Here is an 18102-nt window from a genome sequence, read left to right as displayed (position 1 = left end):
TGAAGCAAGCTTCAAATTATATAAAACGTGATAGAAAATTAAAAAATAATGAGATAACTAATAAGAAAATATCATAAATTTGAAGGAAGATCAGGTTGATTGCTTTTCATAGGATGCGCTGTTGGCGCTAGTTTTTTTTTCTTTTTCTTAACCAATCAATTTCGTATTCAAGTCTTTGTTTTTCATTTTTTAAATATTCAGTCATTTTTCGCTTTCGTTTTTCAGAGTCAAAGTCAGAGTCAGGAACTGGCGGCGGTGGCGGTGGATATAAATAAGGTCTAGAAAACATTCTTGTAGGACTACAGACACTTGCATAAAAAGTATTGTCAACAATTATTCCATAAAATATAGCTGTCCCTTCTTCTCCAAAGTAATAGCTGCAACTATCCATTTTAATCCCCGCCCTTAGCATTTTTTCAGTTTTCAAGTCGCCCTTGAAAACTTCTTGAACTTCAATCATAGTTTCATTGCTATTTTTCTCTACTTCACCAATAAATATCTCGTCATAATAATTAAAACTTGATTCAATATGTTTTTCATGGTCTTTATTTGGAGTGCAATTACATGCAAATCCAACAGTAAAATGAAGAATAAAAAATAAGGTGTATGTTTTCATTTGTTCTTTTATTTCAAATTAGCGCCAACGGTCCGCGCATAACGAAAGTGGCGACTTAAAATGCGCAAGTTTTTCGTTTAAACTTTAAGTTTTTAAAAATACACAAAACTCTCGTTTCAGTACCAAATCTCGCCATTTTTGTTATGCGCTGTTGCCAGCAGTGTTTTTTATCCGCTACAGTTTATCAGTCAGTTCCCGTATTAGTTGTTCTTTTTTTTGTCTTTTAATTTCAGGCGACTCTTTTTGTAAATATTCAATGCCATAGAATAAATTTCCTTGTTTTCGGTTTTGTCTTGGCTCTATGCTTTCTATTAATATTGCTTCAAGTATATTACCAAAATCTTGAACTGTTATATTTTCAAATTCTAAATTATCTTTAAGTTCACCATTATCAATTACTGGATAAAATCCAAACCAAGAAAACCGATCCCATCTACCGCCTAATCTATCTACTGTATGATGTCTTAATCTTTGCCCTAATGATTGTTCAATAGCTTGTCCTACATAAATTGTCTCCCTACTATCATGTAAAAGATAAATTCCTATTTGATTTTTGAAATTTACACTTGTTGCACCAATTTGTTGAACACCTAATAAATCAGGTTTAGTTTTCCAATGCACTAAATTTCTATTCCAATACAGACCGAAAGAATTTATGATTCTTAATTTTTCGGATTTTGTCTTTTCCTTTTTATTAATTATAACATCATCATCGTCAGTCAATAACTGTGTTTTGTCATCTAAAAATTTTCTTAGAATATAATAACCCCTATCAACTTTTGCAAATATTGACTTTTCCTTATTTTTATTTATATCAGTTGTTAGATTTGCACTAACTGTATCTTGCGGGGTTGCTCCCAAAGATTTTCTATATTCTTTTTCAGCAATCAATTCAGCAATAACCGTGTAATGCAAAGCTTTTTTCTCTTCTTCTAAAACTTTTTTAATCGCATCTTTCCATTTCAAGTCTCTCATTTTAAATCAAATGTTTTTTTTGTTTCTAGTTCAGTTACATTGCTGGCAACGGTCCGCGCATAACATAAGTGGCGACTTAAAATGCGCAAGTTTTTCGGTTAAACTTTTAATTTTCTAAAAATACCAAAATTTTCGTTTCAGCACAAATCTCGCCATTTTTGTTATGCGCTGTTGTAAAACGTTTTTTATCTAATTGTGATTCAATTTTGCAGACTCTTCTAGTTCATCATCTATGTCAACATCCCAATTAAGATTTTGAACTTGCCATTTGTCATCCGGTTTATACAAAACAAAGGTAAAACGTACAGGTTGTCGGTCATATTTGAGCATATAACTTATTAATTTCAAATTATTTCCGACACTTTTTTCTGTTATCATTTCATAGCCATAATAATCGCCAATCAAAGGAAGTATATCTTTAAATTTTGTTTTCAAACTTTCTATTCCGTCAATGTTTCTTTCCATCCATTTATTAGTCGAAAAAGCATAATCCATTGCTTTCATAGGTTCGTTTTCGAATACTCTAAAAAATTCAGTTGTAATTTCTTTTTCAGAAGATTGTGCTTTCAATTCTGTCATAAATGTTACTGATATTATAATCAATAGCAATAAGGTGATTTTTTTTCTCATTAGTTTCTTTTAAATGTTTTACAACGTCTCGCGCATAACGAAAGTGGCGAGCTAAAATGCGCAAGTTGTTCGGTTAAACTTTAAGTCTCTAAAAGTACAAAAATCTCTCGTTTCAGCCCTAAATTCGCCATTTTTGTTATGCGCTGTTACAGCACGTATTTTATTATGAGACCCAAGTATCTTCTATTTTTTCAATTATCCACTTTCCTTTTACTTTTTTAATAAAAACTCGAATACCGGCACCACATAAACGACCGCATGATATTTCGCTTTCTAAAACTCCAAAATTTTTTGTTTTGTCAAATTGTATTCTACTTAGGTATGCTACACCACTAAAATGGAAATCATAATCTTTTTTCCAAATATTAGTGCCTTCTGGAAAGTCGGAAAGATATTTAAATCTCAAGTTTTTATCAGCAATTAATTTGTTTAGGTCAATTTTATATTCAGTTGATAAGTCTGTAGAGTCAAGTTTTAAGTTGTGGCTTTGAAAATGTTCTAAAAGTTGATTTTTTTCGTCTAGTTCTAATGGATAAACAGAATCTCTAATAGCAACAACTAACTTTACAGAATCAGCTTTTAATTCCGCTTTCTTTTTTTCATAATCAGATAATGCTTTTCCAATTCCAGTTGTATCAGTTCCGATGATTTCTCCTTTTTCATTAAAAACTGGTCTTGGTGGTGGTGGCGGATTTAGTCGAAAGTCAAAATGTAAAGAGTCCATTAAAGCTGGAAATATTTCATAAACTACAGACTGTTCAAATTCCAATTCAGATTGTTTTTTTTCACAGCTGAATAAAACTAGAATTATTGAAATTAGTAATAAAGTTCGTTGTGTAGTCATATGTGCTGTAACGGTTCGCGCATAACATAAGTGGCGACTTAAAATGCGCAAGTTTTTCGGTTAAGGTTTTACGTTTATAAAAATACACAAAACACTCGTTTCCACACCAAATCTCGCCATTTTTGTTATGCGCTGTTAGCTACAGTTTTTACTTTTCATATTTTATTTTCCTTGTCAAGACCTGATATTTCTTTCTTTTTCCATTTTCTATTTTATAAATAGTTTTCTTTTTCCAATTCAGATTCTTGTCATATTTGTATTCGTATTCGTAGTTTTTTGATTTAATTAAATTTCCGTTTTCGTCATATTCTGAAATATCTAAATCTTTGATTGAAAAGTCAATTTTGTGTTTGCTTTCAGATATTATTTTTCCATTATCGTCAAAAACCTTAGTGATTGCTAAATTATTCGGATAATCATATTCAGCGATTTCAGTTCCGTAAGATTTAGAATTTCCAGTATTCAGTTTTAATTCGATAGGATGACCGTTTTCATTGTTCTTGAGAAATGTTTCTCTGATTATTTGATTATTCTGATTTCGGTCAGTTATTTTTATCATATGTCCATTTTCATCGTATTCGTAAGTTGCTGTTTCAGAGCTATAACCTATAACTGGATGCCAACGTTCTATTTTTCTTTTTAAACTGCGAATTCCAGTAGAATCAAAAATTCGGGTAAGACGAGTTTCTAACTTTCCGTTTTCATCATACCTTAATTCGGATGTGATTTTGTTCAAATGATTTACAGTGATTATGTCTTTTTTAGTTTCAGTTCCGCTTTTATTATAGAAAACAGTTGTCTTTGTTATTTCCTTGACTTTAGAATCTGTTCTTAAATCGATTGCGTTGTCGTGACGCAAAGCAGAAAAAATACTTTGAGAATAAGTTTCAAAGCAAAATAAAATGAATAATAAAATTAAAGTAGTTCTGATGTTCATTCAAATTGTAGCTAACGTCTCGCGTATATGGTTTGTGGCGGGCAAAAATGCGCTAATTTATCGGATAAGGTTTTACTTTTCTAAAATTACAAAATCTTTGGATATTAGCACTAATTCCGCCATAAACTATATACGCTGTTGTGGTGCGTATTATTTTCACTCTGCTCTTTATTCAGATTTTTTTTATTCAAAGTTATTTGGATTAGGCGGTAAAGGTGGTATTTCTATATACTCAGCCATCATAACATTCAAACTCACCGATTTGTCAATTGAATCATAAATGTCAGTTAATTTATCCAGGAATAATGTTATTGAGTTTAAATTTCCATTGTTATCATCTAATATTATGATTGCCAACTTTTCAGGACTTTCAGCAAATTTTGGATTCTCCCCATAGTTTTTTAGGTCATTTTCGAGAATATAATTTAAAGAATCAATATCAAATATCTTTTCATTCTTGATTAATTTCTCGTTTTCAAAGTAAATTGTATTTCTGTGTTTCGGGTCGTATATTGGTATTTTTTCTGGACAAAAGCTGAAAACATTAATTCGTTTCTTTATGTTGTCCTTAGTAAAAGTCAAATTCGCAATGCTGTCAGAGCAAGATATTTTCTCAATTGATTTAATAAGTTCACCGTAGTCATTAAAATCATTTATGTCGATTTGTATTGATAATGACTTATCAAAATTAGAATTGAAATAACTTTTTACTTGAGTATCGGTTTTTTTGTCACACGATAATAGTATCAGAAATATTAAAGTTGAAGTTAAAATTCTCAATATTAAATTCAGTTTTATATGCACCACAACGGTTCGCGCATAACATAAGTGGCGACTTAAAATACGCAAGTTTTTCGGTTAAACTTTAAGTTTCTAAAAATACACAAAACTCTCGTTTCAATTACAAATCTCGCCATTTTTGTTATGCGCTGTTACCCAACGTTTTCATTTTCACTTGCTTTTTTCAATTTTATTTTCAGGGTAATAGTCTAATTTTTGATAGCCAATAAGGTCAGGTTCTCCCTCACGGGTATTCCTTAAAAACATTTCTAGGCGTTGCCAGTTGTTATATTCGTCGTAGTCGTAATAATCTACCCAGACTTCTCTCATTAATGAGCCATCTTTCCTAAGAAATCTTTCATAAATTATATCCCCTTGTTTGTTAAACTTACGTTGTTTTATAGGAGCATATTCCATAATGGTGGGATTACCATTAACTATATAATCACTAGAGACTAAATCATTATCCTCATCATACTGGTAAGTTTGGTGTAATATTTCATCTGTAAAATGATAGACCGTGGCTTTGGACACGAGATTCTTATGATTGTACTCATAGGTGATACTCATTTGTTGTAGTGCATTGAATGGCCTATAAAAATAATATGACGCACTACCATTTGGAAACCTATTACTGCCATCTACCATCTCAAAAAAACTATAATGTTCCCTAACAATCCTGTTGATGCTGTCATAATAATAGCGTACTGTTTCGGAAAAATGGGGCTCTTTGTCTCCATTAATGGATTCTCTTTTACGCCTGTACTTTACCCTGTCAATAGAGTCCAGCTCATAGGAGTAATACCTCCAACTGCTTCTAGATCCATTTGGAAGTTCTGTTGTATCTATGGTTTTTGTAGCTAGTGGTGCATATTCGTGTATGTTTGACCAAGTGGTTCTATCGCTATAGTATGTCTCACTCATTTTTAGTTTTCCAGGAACCAAGACATAAGAATTATAGACAGAATCGGCATCTGGCATATTGGCTGGCTTTTTATGGTAATAGACAGATGTCCAATTGGTCGTGGTATCTGGATTAAAAAAATGTAAGGAATCTCTGAACGATCGAGCTTCTAAATATTGTCCTTTTTTGTCAAATACCACATGCCCGCCATAGCCAATTATTTCTTGCAATGGCCTACTTGGTAAAGATTCAATTCTGTTTATAAATTTTTCATTCTTATTAAAGAAAATTCTATCCAAATGTTTTACAGGTCCTTTTAATTTATAACCTTCACTTTTAATGTTTTCTAAGTAATATTTTGGCGGTTGTAATTTCTGGGAGCAGCTTAATATTAGTGCAAACAAAATGATTAAAAAAATCCAAAACGTATAGTTATATTTATTCATTGTGCTTTTTTATATTTATAGATTCTTTATGCTTTATTTTTCTATTTGTCAGTTTGTTTATAAAGTTCAGTTTTAAATGTTGGGTAACGGTTTGCGCATAACGAAAGTGGCGAGCTAAAATGCGCAAGTTTTTCGGTTAAACTTTTCACTTTCTAAAAATACACAAAACTCTCGTTTCAGCAATAAATTCGCCATTTTTGTTATGCGCTGTTATGCAAAGTGTTAACGACCTGCTAAGCCACAAACTTGCTCCACTCCTATTTTCGGTTTATCTTTTTCCACAGAATTAGATTTGAACTTGAAGTCAAAAATCAGAACAAAAATCAGTCTTTATCTATTGAACTAAATCTTAATTATGGAAATAAAAAGTTTATCGTTTCTTTTTTCAGCGTTGTGAAATTCAGTTGGTTTTTTTTGTGAGCAAGTTTGTTTATCAAATTTTCAATGTCGAAATTCTAATAGATTTTTTGCTTTTCGATTATCAATTTTTTCAGCATCTGTTTCATTCAGCTAAAATTTTGGCAAGCTTGAATTTTCGATTTAATCAACTGATTTTGGAAGCAAAAAATTTATCATCAGCGTAATTTTTTATTCAGAGTTCTGTTCAATTCATTCGCAATAAATTTGAACTGAAACTTTAAATTTTTTATTCAATTCTAAATTTCAATTGAAAGCAAAATTTTCATTTTTACATTTTGCATAACGGTTCGCGCATAACGAAAGTGGCGAGCTAAAATGTGCAAAATTTTCGGTTAAACTTTAAGTTTCTAAAAATACACAAATCTCTCGTTTCAGCAAAAAATTCGCCATTTTTGTTATGCGCTGTTATGCTTAGTTTTTTTCAGTTCTGCTACACGTTCAAATATTTCAAAGTGATGTTTTTCCGTTCTTAATTCAATTCGAAAATCATCTTTTGAGTTTTCTATTTCATAAATCTCATTAGTCAGAAAAAGTGGTTTTAATATCATAAACAGCTTATCTAAAAAATCACCTTTTTGAATTTTAATATCAATTACGTATTTATCGGAAAAATCTAATTTTGATAGCGATTTAGAAGTTTGAAGATTAAAAAAATCGACCGTCATTTTTCTTCTAACTTTAAAATTTGACTCAAATATATTTTTGGTTTTCCATTCAGCTGATGTCAAAAGGTTTTGAGTTTTGGTCGAAAGAAATAAATTTCCTGATGTAAAAGTTGATTTTTTATAATTCAGGGTCCAAATATTTGGATTTTTTATCTTTCCAATGACTGAAAACGACCAAGCGTTATAAATTCCTTTTACTTTTCCATTTTTTTCTAAAACAAAATTTTCAAACTTATTACAAAATTCTTTATTCCGAACAAAATAAGGTGAGTTCATTTCACTCGTTGAGCTATTTTGTTCAATCATCAGTTTTTTCGTTTTTAAATTAAGCATAACGTCTCGCGCATAACGAAAGTGGCGACTTAAAATACGCAAGTTTTTCGGTTAAGGTTTTAAGTTTCTAAAAATACATAAAACTCTCGTTTCAAACACAAATCTCGCCATTTTTGTTATGCGCTGTTACCCAACGTATTTTTTATTCCAAGCTTTAAATTTTTCCTTAAAATTATCTTTAAAAATATCAATATCAAAAGTTTGTCTTTCATTCAGATTGTTTACTGAAAACGAAACTCCATTTGCAAAAAGGTTTTCTATACCTTTTATTTTTGATTTATACAATTTATCTGAAACAACCCAAGTCTCGCACTGGAAAAGCATAAGATTAGTCAGTTTACGATGAACTCTGTTCAGGCTTTCTTTAAAGTAAGTATAAAAATATCCTTTTACTTTGCTTTCGTCTTTTTTGTGATAGCCCATTAATAATAACGTTTTCTTTTTATATGGAAATATGTTTATGAAAATTTCGGAAACCCTTTCCATATCTTTACCAAAGAACATTCTATATTTATTCATTTCTTCTGTTGTATCATAATTGAAAAATGAAGACATACAAATATCAATATTCTTTATTTCACGACATTCAAACACGTAAGATTCAGTTTTATTGTCAAAGTCATTCCAAATTTCAGATTCAGTGAAATGTAAGTCGTCTAAGCCAAGTTTTTCTTGCTCAATATGTTGATTTAAAATTGGATTGTCGAATTTATCTGGACTTTTTTGTTTTAAGCATTCGTACATATTTAAGTTTACTTCTTTTCTCCAAATTTCATTATATACAGTCCTTAAAGCAAAAAGTAGGCAAGATTCGTAATCATTAAAATCAATTACTTTAGTTTCAATTTTTTCAAATAAGGCCGTGTCGTGTTGATTACAGAAACAATTAAAAGAATATATGCGGTTTATGCCTGTTCTTTTAAACTGAAATCTAGGAGTTTTAAAACTATTAATTTCTAGCTCCCAAAGATGTTTGTCTGGAGCAATTGTAGACAAAATTCCATTTTTTTGAAGTATGTGAGAATTTATTGATTTTTCATTACAGTTAGGATGATAACAAGTATCAATTTTAGATATTGCTCTACTTTTACATTCATTAAAAAGTTTAGCAAATTCAATCTCTTCTTTAGTCATACTATATGTTGGGTAACGGTTTGCGCATATGGTTTGTGGCGAAGTTAAAAACCGCTCGCCTTTCGGTTAAGTTTTTAATTTTCTAAAAATACTAAAATTATGGTTTCAGCAAGATTTTCGCCATAAATTATATGCGCTGTTGGTTTTCAGTTGCGACACGCTCTGCTTTGAACGTATCAATATTCGACTATCGATTTAAGTGTTTGATTTCTCCAAAAATTGAATTTAAACTTTAATTTAATCATTCGATTTTGAGTTTTGAAAACTATCGTTCAATGATATTTAAGTTCAGCTGGATTTTTGCAAACTCAAATTCATTTTTTTAGCGAAATTTATTCAGCGTGTTGTTCTTCATTCAGCTAAAATTTTGGAAAGCTCGCTAATTGATTTAATCAGAAAATTCTGGAAAGCAAGAAATTTAATTCTATTCAGCGCTTTACATTTCATTCAGTTGATGCGAAACTAAAAATATGATTTTTAAGCAAATCTATCAACGTAATTTTTTCGGAGCAATTGAAACCAACGTCTCGCGCATAACGAAAGTGGCGACTTAAAATGCGCAAGTTTTTCGGTTAAACTTTTTACTTTCTAAAAATACACAAAACTCTCGTTTCAAGCACAAATCTCGCCATTTTTGTTATGCGCTGTTATGCTTTGTGTTTTATTTTCAGCTCGTTATGTCTTTCTAACAACTTATTCAGTAGTTTTATCGAATAATATCGATTGTTTTCAAGAAATGTTTTAAAAATCGGTCTCAAGTCATTTATTAAACCTTTGTCTTTTACTACTGATAATATTCCCAAAGTTCCTATACATTCTATGTCAAAATTTTCGGCAATCTTTCTAGCCTTTTTGTCATCAATGAGTAGAAAATCTGCATTCAATTCTTTGTATAAAATCACAGATTCAGATTCTCCATAATCCATAACAAATGTCAGTTCATTAAATCCTTTAATACTCAAAACTTTTGGCTTAAAAAACTGTTCTATATTGTAGTAAAATTCGGTACTTTTATCCAATGTAATTTCTTTCCAAACAGCTTTCGATATTTTAATTTCATCAAAGAGGTGATTTAAAAGTTCGAGTTTATCGATAATTGCAAGTGAAAAAATTGGTCCCGCGTCGGCAATTACAAGTCCGTTTTTCATTATTTCAATTTTTCAATATCGCTTAAAACATCTTCTTCATTCAAGTTTGAAATTGAGATTTTATTTTTAGAGAGTTCTTTTTCGAATTCGAGTCGTGACATTCCAGAAAGCTGTGCAGCTTTTCCTATTGTCAATTTTTGAAGTTTATATAATTGAATTGCTAATGTTACTTTGATTCGCTTTTTAAGGTCATTTTCTGACTCATTTAAAGCCAAAAGAATATCATTAGGAAAGTCAACCGATATTGTTTGAATGCTCATCTCTATTTACTTTTATTCAAATTTAATGTTTTTCTGTGAAGTTTAATTCTATTTGGGATTTTTTTCAACATAAAGCATAACGTCTCGCGCATAACGGAAGTGGCGAGCTAAAATGCGCAAATTTTTCGGTTAAACTTTTACTTTCTAAAAATACACAAAACTCTCGTTTCAGCACCAAATCTCGCCATTTTTGTTATGCGCTGTTGGCAAATGTTTTTTTTCACCAAAACATATCGTATAAATTTAATGATAAGGTTAAATTATATTTTGGAGGTTGTAATGTACTTTCAGTTCTCAAGTTAAAATTCCATCCGAAATATAAATTCAGAAAGCTGAATAGTGAAAGACCAATTTTCGGCATTAATCTATATTGATAATCTTTATTTGAAATAATGTAATCAGTTCCTATTTGCGCACTAAGTAATGAATAATTTAATTCATATGTTAATTTTCCACCTATCGCATTATGATTACCTGAATTTATATATTCCAAACCAAGTCCAATATTTTGAACAAACAAAAAGAAACCGCCAAAACCTGGATCACTTTCAGGATATGATGAAATAAAGTATGAAATTTCAAATTCAAAATTCTCAAAATAACTAGGAGCGACTTTAATTCCATTTATATTATCCCAAGGATTAAATTTAAATATTTTCTTTTCTTCAGAAAAATCAGAATTCGTTTGGCTATATGTAAATGAAAAACCAATAATGGCAATGATTAAAAATATTTTTTTCATTTTTTCAGCTTTCAAATATTTGCCAACGGTTCTCGGCTATGAGTAGTTGGGGATTTCTTGCCTTAACTTTTCGATTTAGCACTGACCTTAGATTTATATATTAATTTTCGATTAAACACTTAAACCCCAATTACTTATAGCCGATGTTAGCACCAGTATTTTATTCCAATTCGTAAATTAATTTCTTGTATTTATTGTCATTTCTCAAATCAGAGATAATTCTCTTCAAGTCGATAATTTCGTATTCAGATGTTTTTTGGTCATCAACATTAAAGAAAAACACACGTTTAAAACCATTATATTTTTCTAGTTTTTTGATTTTGTCATTAATAGTTTTTGAATTTTTTGTGCTTGACACTTGTGCTATTAGCTTTTCGTTTCCAATTGTCATACCGTAAATGTCAATGTCTTTGTTGTTCCCGCCAGTTTTTAAAAGTTGGTATTGTAATCTATATTCCTTAGGTGCAAACTCAGTCCTTAACCATTCACTCGCTATGATTTCAAGTGCAATATCATCAAATTCGTTATTCTCAATACGGACTATCACTTTGGGAAATATGTTTTTACGCAAAGTATAGTTTTTCCGATATATTGGACTTATAGTAACATTGGAAGGTAAAAGTGTTTGAATAAATGGAAATTTTTCAACGTCTATCTCTTGAGTTTGTTCTAATTCAAAAATTGTATAAAATTCATTTTCATTTCCTATTTTTTCAAATTGAGTTCCTTGAGAAATTATTCCTACTTTACTGCCAGAATTTTTGTAGGATGAAATTATAATTACATCATTTTCTTGAACAGTTTGATTTAATTTATTCCAGCGTTGTGCAAATTGTTGCTTAAGTTTTTGTCCTTTATTTAGATTTTTCCAATCTTCCATATCGGCTTTTGTATCAAATCTAACTCCGATTCGATTTTTACTATAAAAATCTTGAACAATTTCATTTTCAGAGAAATTTATTCTAAACAGAAAAAATTTATGATAAGGTTCTTTATTAAGATAAATGATATTTATAGCATATTGAATAGCCTTAAAATATTTTTCTTTTGAGGGGTTTTGAAGGTAAAATCTAACCAAATATTCTGTTTGGTAACTCATTCCCATATCAATAGAATAACCTTGAAAGTTGTTGTTTTTGTAATCGGGAATTAAACTATTTTTTAAAAAATTGTATAAGTGAACGTAGCTTTCTTGAAATGGCTTATTTTCTTTTGAATCTCTTTCCTTAAGTTCGTTAGTTGGGTCTTTTTCAAATTCAATTTTGAAGAAGTCATTCTGTTTTTTAAATTGTTTATGGTTTTCTTCAAGGTAGCTTTTGATAAGAGTTTTTATAGAATATTCTTTTTTAACTTTGTTGGTTAACTCAACTTTTAGCTCTGATATTGTTTTTTTTAGGTTTTGGTTTTCAAAATCTTTTAAGGCTAAATTTTCCCCAAACCGTAAATGACTAATTAAGAATTGTAAAGTTGGTTTTAATTGGTCAAGGATATACTTGTCTTTCTGTTGTTTATATTTTTGTTGGTATTCTTTTATTACTTGGTCTAGTAGATTCAAATAATTTAGAGAGGCGAGAACACTTAGTTTATTATCAATTGGACTCTTGCCAAATTCGTCACTTAATTTGTCAAATAGACTTCTATATTTTTTTCCATTTAAAATTTTTTCTATGTTCATAGTTGAGTTTTTGTCAATATTGGTGCTAACGTTTCGCGCATAACGAAAGTGGCGACTTAAAATGTGCAAGTTTTTCGGTTTAACTTTAAGTTTCTAAAAATACACAAAACTCTCGTTTCAGCAATAAATTCGCCATTTTTGTTATGCGCTGTTGTATGCCGTTTTTTTTTCGAATCAACTTTATTAATCAACTAAATTTCAATACGAATCAGTCAAATAAATAGTTTATTTAAATAATAATCCTTAAATCTATAAATTAATTTACCAATAAGGTTTTCCCCACAAACTATCTACATTTCTTTTATGAAAATAATGTTCCTTTCTTTTCAAATTTTCCCAACTTGCAGCTCTACTACGTGGCTTTGTTTTAGCCTCTAAAATAGTAAGCGAATCAATTATTTCAAACACATAGAACCTATATCTTCCACTTGGAACAAAAAATTCCGCAAGTATTTTTCCATCATCAAAAGTATAATACCCAACTGTGGCTCTGTTAAAAGTTGAAAAATCTGAATCTTCAAACTCTTGGTCATCTTTAGCTCTAGACAAAACATGACCGCTATCAAAAAATCGTAAAAAACTATATGAGTTATCAAAATGATATGGACCCGCATGTACTTCTCCATAATTAATAACATATACAGCTGTAGTATCAATCAAAAACTCGCCTTCATGTTCTTTCAACTTTCCCTTTAAGCTAAAATCAGGTTCTTTTGGAAAAAGTGTGCCATAACTATTTGTATAAGTTTTTCGTTTATTTGGATTAGGTCTAAGGAAACCATCACCATCTAAATAGATATTTCCACACGAAGTAAAGTAGAGAATTAAAATGGAAAATATTGAAAAATTCAGTACAATTTTAATTTTATGCAATTTTATATTTTTAATCAATTGGATTTTAATTTTAAAACTAAATTTTGTTCATAAATGGCATACAACGTCTCGCGCATAACGAAAGTGGCGAGCTAAAATGCGCAAGTTTTTCGGTTAAACTTTAAGTTTCTAAAAATACATAAAACTCTCGTTTCAGCAATAAATTCGCCATTTTTGTTATGCGCTGTTGTAAGCAGTTTTATTTATTCAGCACTATTCTATCAATCATAACAATCAATATTATTGTTCCAAATATTATTAATGATAATTTTGTCGGCTTGTATTTTTTCCAAAAAAACTTTGCTGTCAAAAAAACTAAGAGCAGAATTGTAATAAAAATAGTTATAGAATATATCCAAAACTCAGGATTTGATGTCATATTATATGAGCTGTAATTCATAAAATCATAAAATATCACTGAAGTCGAAAACCCGAGTGAAAACCAAAATAATAGAGTCAAAAGCCATCCATTAGTTTTGTAAAAAAACCAATTTATTCCACCAACAATTCCTATAATACCAAGTATTAGTGAAAAATATTCGTTAGTGATAAATTCATAATAATCCACTTTGCCTTTTGAAAAAACATATTCGTTTAATCCAGAGTCAAAATCATAAAAGACTCTCCAATATGTTGCATAAAGAATTACAATTCCAAATAAAAATTGAAACACACTAGTCAATTTTTCAAATATCTCCCAGTCATTTTTCATTGAAAAAGAATCAACTTTTTTCAAAATATGATTTTATTTATTATCATTTGAATTTAATCTTAGATGTTTATTTTCAGCTCAAATTGCTTACAACGTTTTGCAGCTACCCGAAGGTGGCGATTTCGAAGCGATTCACTTTCAACCAAGCACAAACCTTGATAGAAACACAAAGCTTGGTTTAACCACTGAACCGCCACTTTTGGGTAGGTGCTGTTATAGGGCGTTTTTCTTGTCATTCCTTTGTCGTCAGGTTAATTTCTATTTGTCCACCAAGTCCACAAGCCAACATATAAGCAAAATATTTTCCGTCCTTCAAGTTTGTCAAGTCAAAAGTTGGTGGGCAATCAGAATATGATATTTCGCTTTTCTGTATTGCTTCGTTCTCTTTCGGAATTCCTGTTTGTTTTGACAGTGTAACGGTAGTCGCTGTCCCACCGCACGGCATAAATAAATACCAATTTTCGTCATTTGAACTACGAATAAAAGTCAACGGTTTGCATTCTCCTTTACCCGTCTCACAACCTTCCCAATAGTCAAAGTCCACAAATGATAGTTTTACTTTCTCAATCCCCTTTTTTGCGTCATAGTCAGGAAATATATAATAGTCAGTCGTCTTCGTGTCGCCTGTGTAGGTTGTCAAGTTAAGTAATGCCGTGTCAGGTGCATTTTGAAATTCATTGTAAAAGTAATAACCGACTTTAATGGTGTCATTGGTCAAAGTTCCTTTAACAACTTTAATTACTTTATACTCGGCTATATAAATTTTGCTTCCTTGTCCTGGTGAAATTTGTTTCGCAATGACTTTTATTGTGTCATTGTTTGCTTGTCCATAGGTCAAGAAAGTGAAAAGTGTCAATATGATTGTCAGCGTAAATTTCATTCGTTTCAGTCGTCTTTTAAAATGCCCTATAACGTTCTTGGCTATGATGTCGTTGCGGAATCATCCGCAGGATTATTCCGCTTAAGAACGAAAATACAACTTTAAACTGGAATTTTCAACAGAAAATTCCAACCCGCAATGCATTATAGCCGTTGTTACCAATAGGTTTTATATTCAGTTTGAGTATTATTTATTTTCGTTCTGCTATTGAATTCGGTTGAGTAGAGCAGAAGTTTTGCTATATAAATCTCGATTTAAAAATCTGTTTTCAAGAGTAAATTCATCTGTTTTCAAACTTGCTAAAATTCCACTGAGTTTTTTAGAGTTTTGCTATTCAGCGTTTTGATTTTCAAATTCAGATAGCTGCTCAATGCTCAACTAAAAATCAATTTCATTTGTTTTCAACGCAATTCATTTTTCAGTGTTTGAGTGATAACATCCAATTTTTAAAGCTTATTCCATTTTTCAATTTTATCAGAGTCAATTCAGATTGTTAGAATTATCGAAACATGAATTTTATCTCTAAAAAATCTTTGAAATCAACTTATTGGTAACGTCTCGCGCATAACGAAAGTGGCGACTTAAAATGAGCAAGTTTTTCGGTTAAACTTTTACTTTTATAAAAATACACAAAACTCTCGTTTCAGCACAAATTTCGCCATTTTTGTTATGCGCTGTTAGCATTAGTACTTTTCCGAGTGGCTTTTATTATTTTCATTTTGTATTGGCTCAACAGTATTAGTCCTAAGCCTATCAATTGCACTTATAATTTCAGATTCTTCTATGCTATTCCACATCGGATGAGGATAATAAAGCCTTCCAATTGTCATGTGTTTTTTAGTGAATTTGATGCCGTTTTTCTTTTTTTTACTCAAACCATCAAAGGTGTAAATTTTTATGCAAGCTATGCTTTTAAATGAATACTCTTTTAATATAATTTTTGAGTCTTGGTAGTTTCTTAATGCAAAGGAAATTTTTTCGTCATCGTCATTAATATCAAATGCTACAATTAGTTTTTTTCGAAGATAAATAAGCCTAAAAAACATATAAAAGAAAACCATTATCAAAAAAGCAATAATTGTCGTTTTAATTAACTCTTCACCATTCATTTGCTTTATTCCGTCAATAAATCTATTAAAAACTCGTAAATAAAAATCTGAAACGTAGTATTTCCCTTTTGAATAGTAGCTTACAATAAAAACAAACGATAAAAATCCAATAATCAGAGATACTAAAGCTTTATATAAAGTATGCTTGTCGCAGATTGGCTTATCATAGTAATTGGATTTAAATTTTAATTCGTTCATTAAATCTTTATGGTTTTTTCATTTTGAGTATAAATCTAATTTTTAACACGTATATTTTTCAGTATTAATGCTAACGTCTCGCGCATAACGAAAGTGGCGACTTAAAATGCGTAAGTTTTACGGTTAAACTTTTACTACCTAAAAATACATAAAACTCTCGTTTTAGCTCTAAATCCGCCATTTTTGTTATGCGCTGTTGTAACACGTTTTATTTTCCTATTTTAATAATCTTTTTACTAGTATCCATGATAAGTTCTCTTATCAATGGTTTACATTTGTCCGTTTTATATTCGTATTTATTATCTTTTAATTTAGCAGGTAAATCATTTATAGTTTTCTTTAAATCTTCCCAGATTAAATTATATTCTAAATTTTCTGATTTTTTAATTAAATTGATTGAGATTGGTAACATATCAATTTCTCGAAATGATGAATAAAAAACACTTTCAGATAATTCGTTTGACATTCTAAATATTTTATCTATTTGACTTGAATCATAATTAATAATTATAAAGCTTAAAATTGATGCAAACTCATTAAATTCAAAACCACTAGTTTTCTGATATGGTTTTTCTTTTTTGTTAATAAAATGATTTTCTATCTGTTCTATTTTAACTTGAGTTAACGAGGACTTCAGTAACTTGTTTTTTACCATTATTTCTTCTAATGCCAATAACTCCAACGGATGTAAGCTTTCTTTATTATCATATATTTCATTTAGTTTTTCATTACTTTGAAGCTTATAAAAGTTTTTTCCTTGAATATACTTTTTTTTTGCGTTTGTATTTTCTTGATTTCTTAGTCTTTCAAATTTTGATTCATCTGATTTCAGACTTTCATTATCTATTAATTCTTTAAAGTAATCTGAACCCCTTTGAAATATGGGTAAAACAAATACAATAAATAATATTAAGCAACCAAGAAAGACAAATATGATAATCATAAATCAAAATATAGACAAACCATTGTTCCTAAATAAATTTGTAAATAAAATATCAAAAATATCTGTATTTATTACATTTTTGTAAACAAATTTATCTTCAATTATTCCAAAAAATTTAGTTCCTTTTATAAATCCAAACTCATAAGGATCACTAACATTGTTGCTATACCCCCCATATTTTACACCAGTTATTAATTTACCTGTTTTAAATTTTTCATTAAAATTTCCTTCTAATTTACCATTAACTATCATATCACCATTATCATAAATTTTTGCACCTTCATAAATTTCAATATAACCTATTTGTTTTAAAGTTTTTATCGATTTTTCCAATCGATACTTCTTAGTTTTTTCAAATAAGAAGTTGTGGATAAACTTTTGTTTTTTTATAAATTTCCTATGAGTTTTAATTAATCCTGTTTTAAACGAAAAGTCATTAAATGCATATATTAACTCATCATCCATTAAAATAATATCACTCTTAGATGCATTCACAAAATAAGTTGACTCAGAATTAATTTCAAAACCGTTCATGGCTTGTCGCGCATTACTTGAAATTATATGTGTAATATCTTTGTAAAATACTTCGACTCCATCTATAATATAATGATCTGAAAAAAATATGCAATTTTCATCTAAAACAAATGGTTGGAGATCTGTTGGAATTTCAAATTTATTCATTAGTCATTTTATTAAATGTGTTACAACGTCTCGCGCATAACGAAAGTGGCGAGCTATAATGCGCAAGTTTTTCGGTTAAACTTTTACTTTTATAAAAATACACAAAACGCTCGTTTCAGCAATAAATTCGCCATTTTTGTTATGCGCTGTTGTACACTGGCTTTTTCTTTCCGCAAACTTGCTAGCGTTGGCAAAGC

Annotated in this window: 19 protein-coding genes; all 19 read right to left on the bottom strand. The window is 29.8% G+C overall.

All coding sequences use genetic code 11. The annotated features are described in order from the left end of the window. Nucleotides 1-127 precede the first annotated feature (127 nt). Nucleotides 128-616, bottom strand: coding sequence for a hypothetical protein (locus IEV72_RS03620; RefSeq protein WP_188457720.1), 489 nt, complete (start codon nt 614-616; stop codon nt 128-130). A 174-nt stretch (nt 617-790) separates the two neighbouring features. Next, nucleotides 791-1582, bottom strand: a complete 792-nt coding sequence (locus IEV72_RS03615) for a winged helix-turn-helix domain-containing protein (protein WP_188457719.1) — start codon at nt 1580-1582, stop codon at nt 791-793. Between the two features lie 198 nt (nt 1583-1780). Next, nucleotides 1781-2221, bottom strand: coding sequence for a hypothetical protein (locus IEV72_RS03610; RefSeq protein WP_188457718.1), 441 nt, complete (start codon nt 2219-2221; stop codon nt 1781-1783). A gap of 163 nt (nt 2222-2384) precedes the next feature. After that, nucleotides 2385-3065: a hypothetical protein gene (locus IEV72_RS03605; protein ID WP_188457717.1), complete on the bottom strand. Its 681-nt coding sequence runs from the start codon at nt 3063-3065 to the stop codon at nt 2385-2387. Between the two features lie 148 nt (nt 3066-3213). Continuing rightward, entirely contained in the window at nt 3214-4002 is a 789-nt protein-coding gene (locus IEV72_RS03600) for an RHS repeat protein (RefSeq protein ID WP_188457716.1), read from the bottom strand. A gap of 183 nt (nt 4003-4185) precedes the next feature. Continuing rightward, the gene (locus tag IEV72_RS03595) at nt 4186-4782 is read right to left on the bottom strand and encodes a hypothetical protein (protein WP_194428395.1); all 597 of its coding nucleotides are present in this window, start codon (nt 4780-4782) and stop codon (nt 4186-4188) included. A gap of 171 nt (nt 4783-4953) precedes the next feature. After that, nucleotides 4954-6132, bottom strand: a complete 1179-nt coding sequence (locus tag IEV72_RS03590; RefSeq protein ID WP_188457714.1) for a hypothetical protein — start codon at nt 6130-6132, stop codon at nt 4954-4956. Nucleotides 6133-6947: 815 nt separating this feature from the next. After that, nucleotides 6948-7592, bottom strand: a complete 645-nt coding sequence (locus IEV72_RS03585; protein WP_229731787.1) for a hypothetical protein — start codon at nt 7590-7592, stop codon at nt 6948-6950. Nucleotides 7593-7676: 84 nt separating this feature from the next. Beyond that, entirely contained in the window at nt 7677-8684 is a 1008-nt protein-coding gene (locus IEV72_RS03580; protein WP_188457713.1) for a hypothetical protein, read from the bottom strand. Nucleotides 8685-9331: 647 nt separating this feature from the next. Continuing rightward, nucleotides 9332-9832 (bottom strand): PIN domain-containing protein, encoded by a 501-nt coding sequence (locus tag IEV72_RS03575; RefSeq protein WP_188457712.1) that lies wholly within the window; start codon nt 9830-9832, stop codon nt 9332-9334. Next, nucleotides 9832-10092, bottom strand: coding sequence for a UPF0175 family protein (locus tag IEV72_RS03570; RefSeq protein WP_188407229.1), 261 nt, complete (start codon nt 10090-10092; stop codon nt 9832-9834). Before IEV72_RS03570 ends, IEV72_RS03575 begins: the two co-directional genes overlap by 1 nt. A gap of 220 nt (nt 10093-10312) precedes the next feature. Beyond that, nucleotides 10313-10834 carry a hypothetical protein gene (locus IEV72_RS03565; RefSeq protein ID WP_188457711.1) on the bottom strand — a complete coding sequence of 174 codons (522 nt, stop codon included), beginning with the start codon at nt 10832-10834 and terminating at the stop codon, nt 10313-10315. 160 nt (nt 10835-10994) lie between these two features. Further along, nucleotides 10995-12509 (bottom strand): hypothetical protein, encoded by a 1515-nt coding sequence (locus IEV72_RS03560; protein WP_188457710.1) that lies wholly within the window; start codon nt 12507-12509, stop codon nt 10995-10997. A gap of 261 nt (nt 12510-12770) precedes the next feature. Further along, nucleotides 12771-13382, bottom strand: coding sequence for a hypothetical protein (locus IEV72_RS03555; protein ID WP_188457709.1), 612 nt, complete (start codon nt 13380-13382; stop codon nt 12771-12773). Between the two features lie 199 nt (nt 13383-13581). Further along, nucleotides 13582-14118, bottom strand: coding sequence for a hypothetical protein (locus IEV72_RS03550; protein ID WP_188457708.1), 537 nt, complete (start codon nt 14116-14118; stop codon nt 13582-13584). A 208-nt stretch (nt 14119-14326) separates the two neighbouring features. Beyond that, nucleotides 14327-14974 (bottom strand): hypothetical protein, encoded by a 648-nt coding sequence (locus IEV72_RS03545; protein ID WP_188406301.1) that lies wholly within the window; start codon nt 14972-14974, stop codon nt 14327-14329. 683 nt (nt 14975-15657) lie between these two features. Further along, nucleotides 15658-16281 carry a hypothetical protein gene (locus tag IEV72_RS03540; RefSeq protein WP_188457707.1) on the bottom strand — a complete coding sequence of 208 codons (624 nt, stop codon included), beginning with the start codon at nt 16279-16281 and terminating at the stop codon, nt 15658-15660. A 208-nt stretch (nt 16282-16489) separates the two neighbouring features. Then, a complete protein-coding gene (locus IEV72_RS03535) occupies nt 16490-17224 on the bottom strand; it encodes a hypothetical protein (protein WP_188457706.1) in 735 nt (244 codons plus the stop codon). A gap of 3 nt (nt 17225-17227) precedes the next feature. Then, entirely contained in the window at nt 17228-17905 is a 678-nt protein-coding gene (locus IEV72_RS03530) for a hypothetical protein (protein ID WP_188457705.1), read from the bottom strand. Between the last annotated feature and the right edge of the window lie 197 nt (nt 17906-18102).

Origin of the sequence: Psychroflexus planctonicus (genome assembly GCF_014640195.1) — a bacterium.
Lineage (GTDB): Bacteria > Bacteroidota > Bacteroidia > Flavobacteriales > Flavobacteriaceae > Psychroflexus > Psychroflexus planctonicus.
Note: the sequence above shows the minus strand (reverse complement) of the source record. Positions and strands in the feature narration are given on the sequence as shown.

Excerpts from the sequence above, each read along its gene's own strand:
- IEV72_RS03620 (WP_188457720.1), bottom strand. The coding sequence starts at position 616 with ATGAAAACATACACCTTATTTTTTATTCTTCATTTTACTGTTGGATTT.
- IEV72_RS03610 (WP_188457718.1), bottom strand. The coding sequence starts at position 2,221 with ATGAGAAAAAAAATCACCTTATTGCTATTGATTATAATATCAGTAACA.
- IEV72_RS03605 (WP_188457717.1), bottom strand. The coding sequence starts at position 3,065 with ATGACTACACAACGAACTTTATTACTAATTTCAATAATTCTAGTTTTA.
- IEV72_RS03600 (WP_188457716.1), bottom strand. The coding sequence starts at position 4,002 with ATGAACATCAGAACTACTTTAATTTTATTATTCATTTTATTTTGCTTT.
- IEV72_RS03590 (WP_188457714.1), bottom strand. The coding sequence starts at position 6,132 with ATGAATAAATATAACTATACGTTTTGGATTTTTTTAATCATTTTGTTT.
- IEV72_RS03580 (WP_188457713.1), bottom strand. The coding sequence starts at position 8,684 with ATGACTAAAGAAGAGATTGAATTTGCTAAACTTTTTAATGAATGTAAA.
- IEV72_RS03575 (WP_188457712.1), bottom strand. The coding sequence starts at position 9,832 with ATGAAAAACGGACTTGTAATTGCCGACGCGGGACCAATTTTTTCACTT.
- IEV72_RS03570 (WP_188407229.1), bottom strand. The coding sequence starts at position 10,092 with ATGAGCATTCAAACAATATCGGTTGACTTTCCTAATGATATTCTTTTG.
- IEV72_RS03565 (WP_188457711.1), bottom strand. The coding sequence starts at position 10,834 with ATGAAAAAAATATTTTTAATCATTGCCATTATTGGTTTTTCATTTACA.
- IEV72_RS03560 (WP_188457710.1), bottom strand. The coding sequence starts at position 12,509 with ATGAACATAGAAAAAATTTTAAATGGAAAAAAATATAGAAGTCTATTT.
- IEV72_RS03545 (WP_188406301.1), bottom strand. The coding sequence starts at position 14,974 with ATGAAATTTACGCTGACAATCATATTGACACTTTTCACTTTCTTGACC.
- IEV72_RS03540 (WP_188457707.1), bottom strand. The coding sequence starts at position 16,281 with ATGAACGAATTAAAATTTAAATCCAATTACTATGATAAGCCAATCTGC.
- IEV72_RS03535 (WP_188457706.1), bottom strand. The coding sequence starts at position 17,224 with ATGATTATCATATTTGTCTTTCTTGGTTGCTTAATATTATTTATTGTA.
- IEV72_RS03530 (WP_188457705.1), bottom strand. The coding sequence starts at position 17,905 with ATGAATAAATTTGAAATTCCAACAGATCTCCAACCATTTGTTTTAGAT.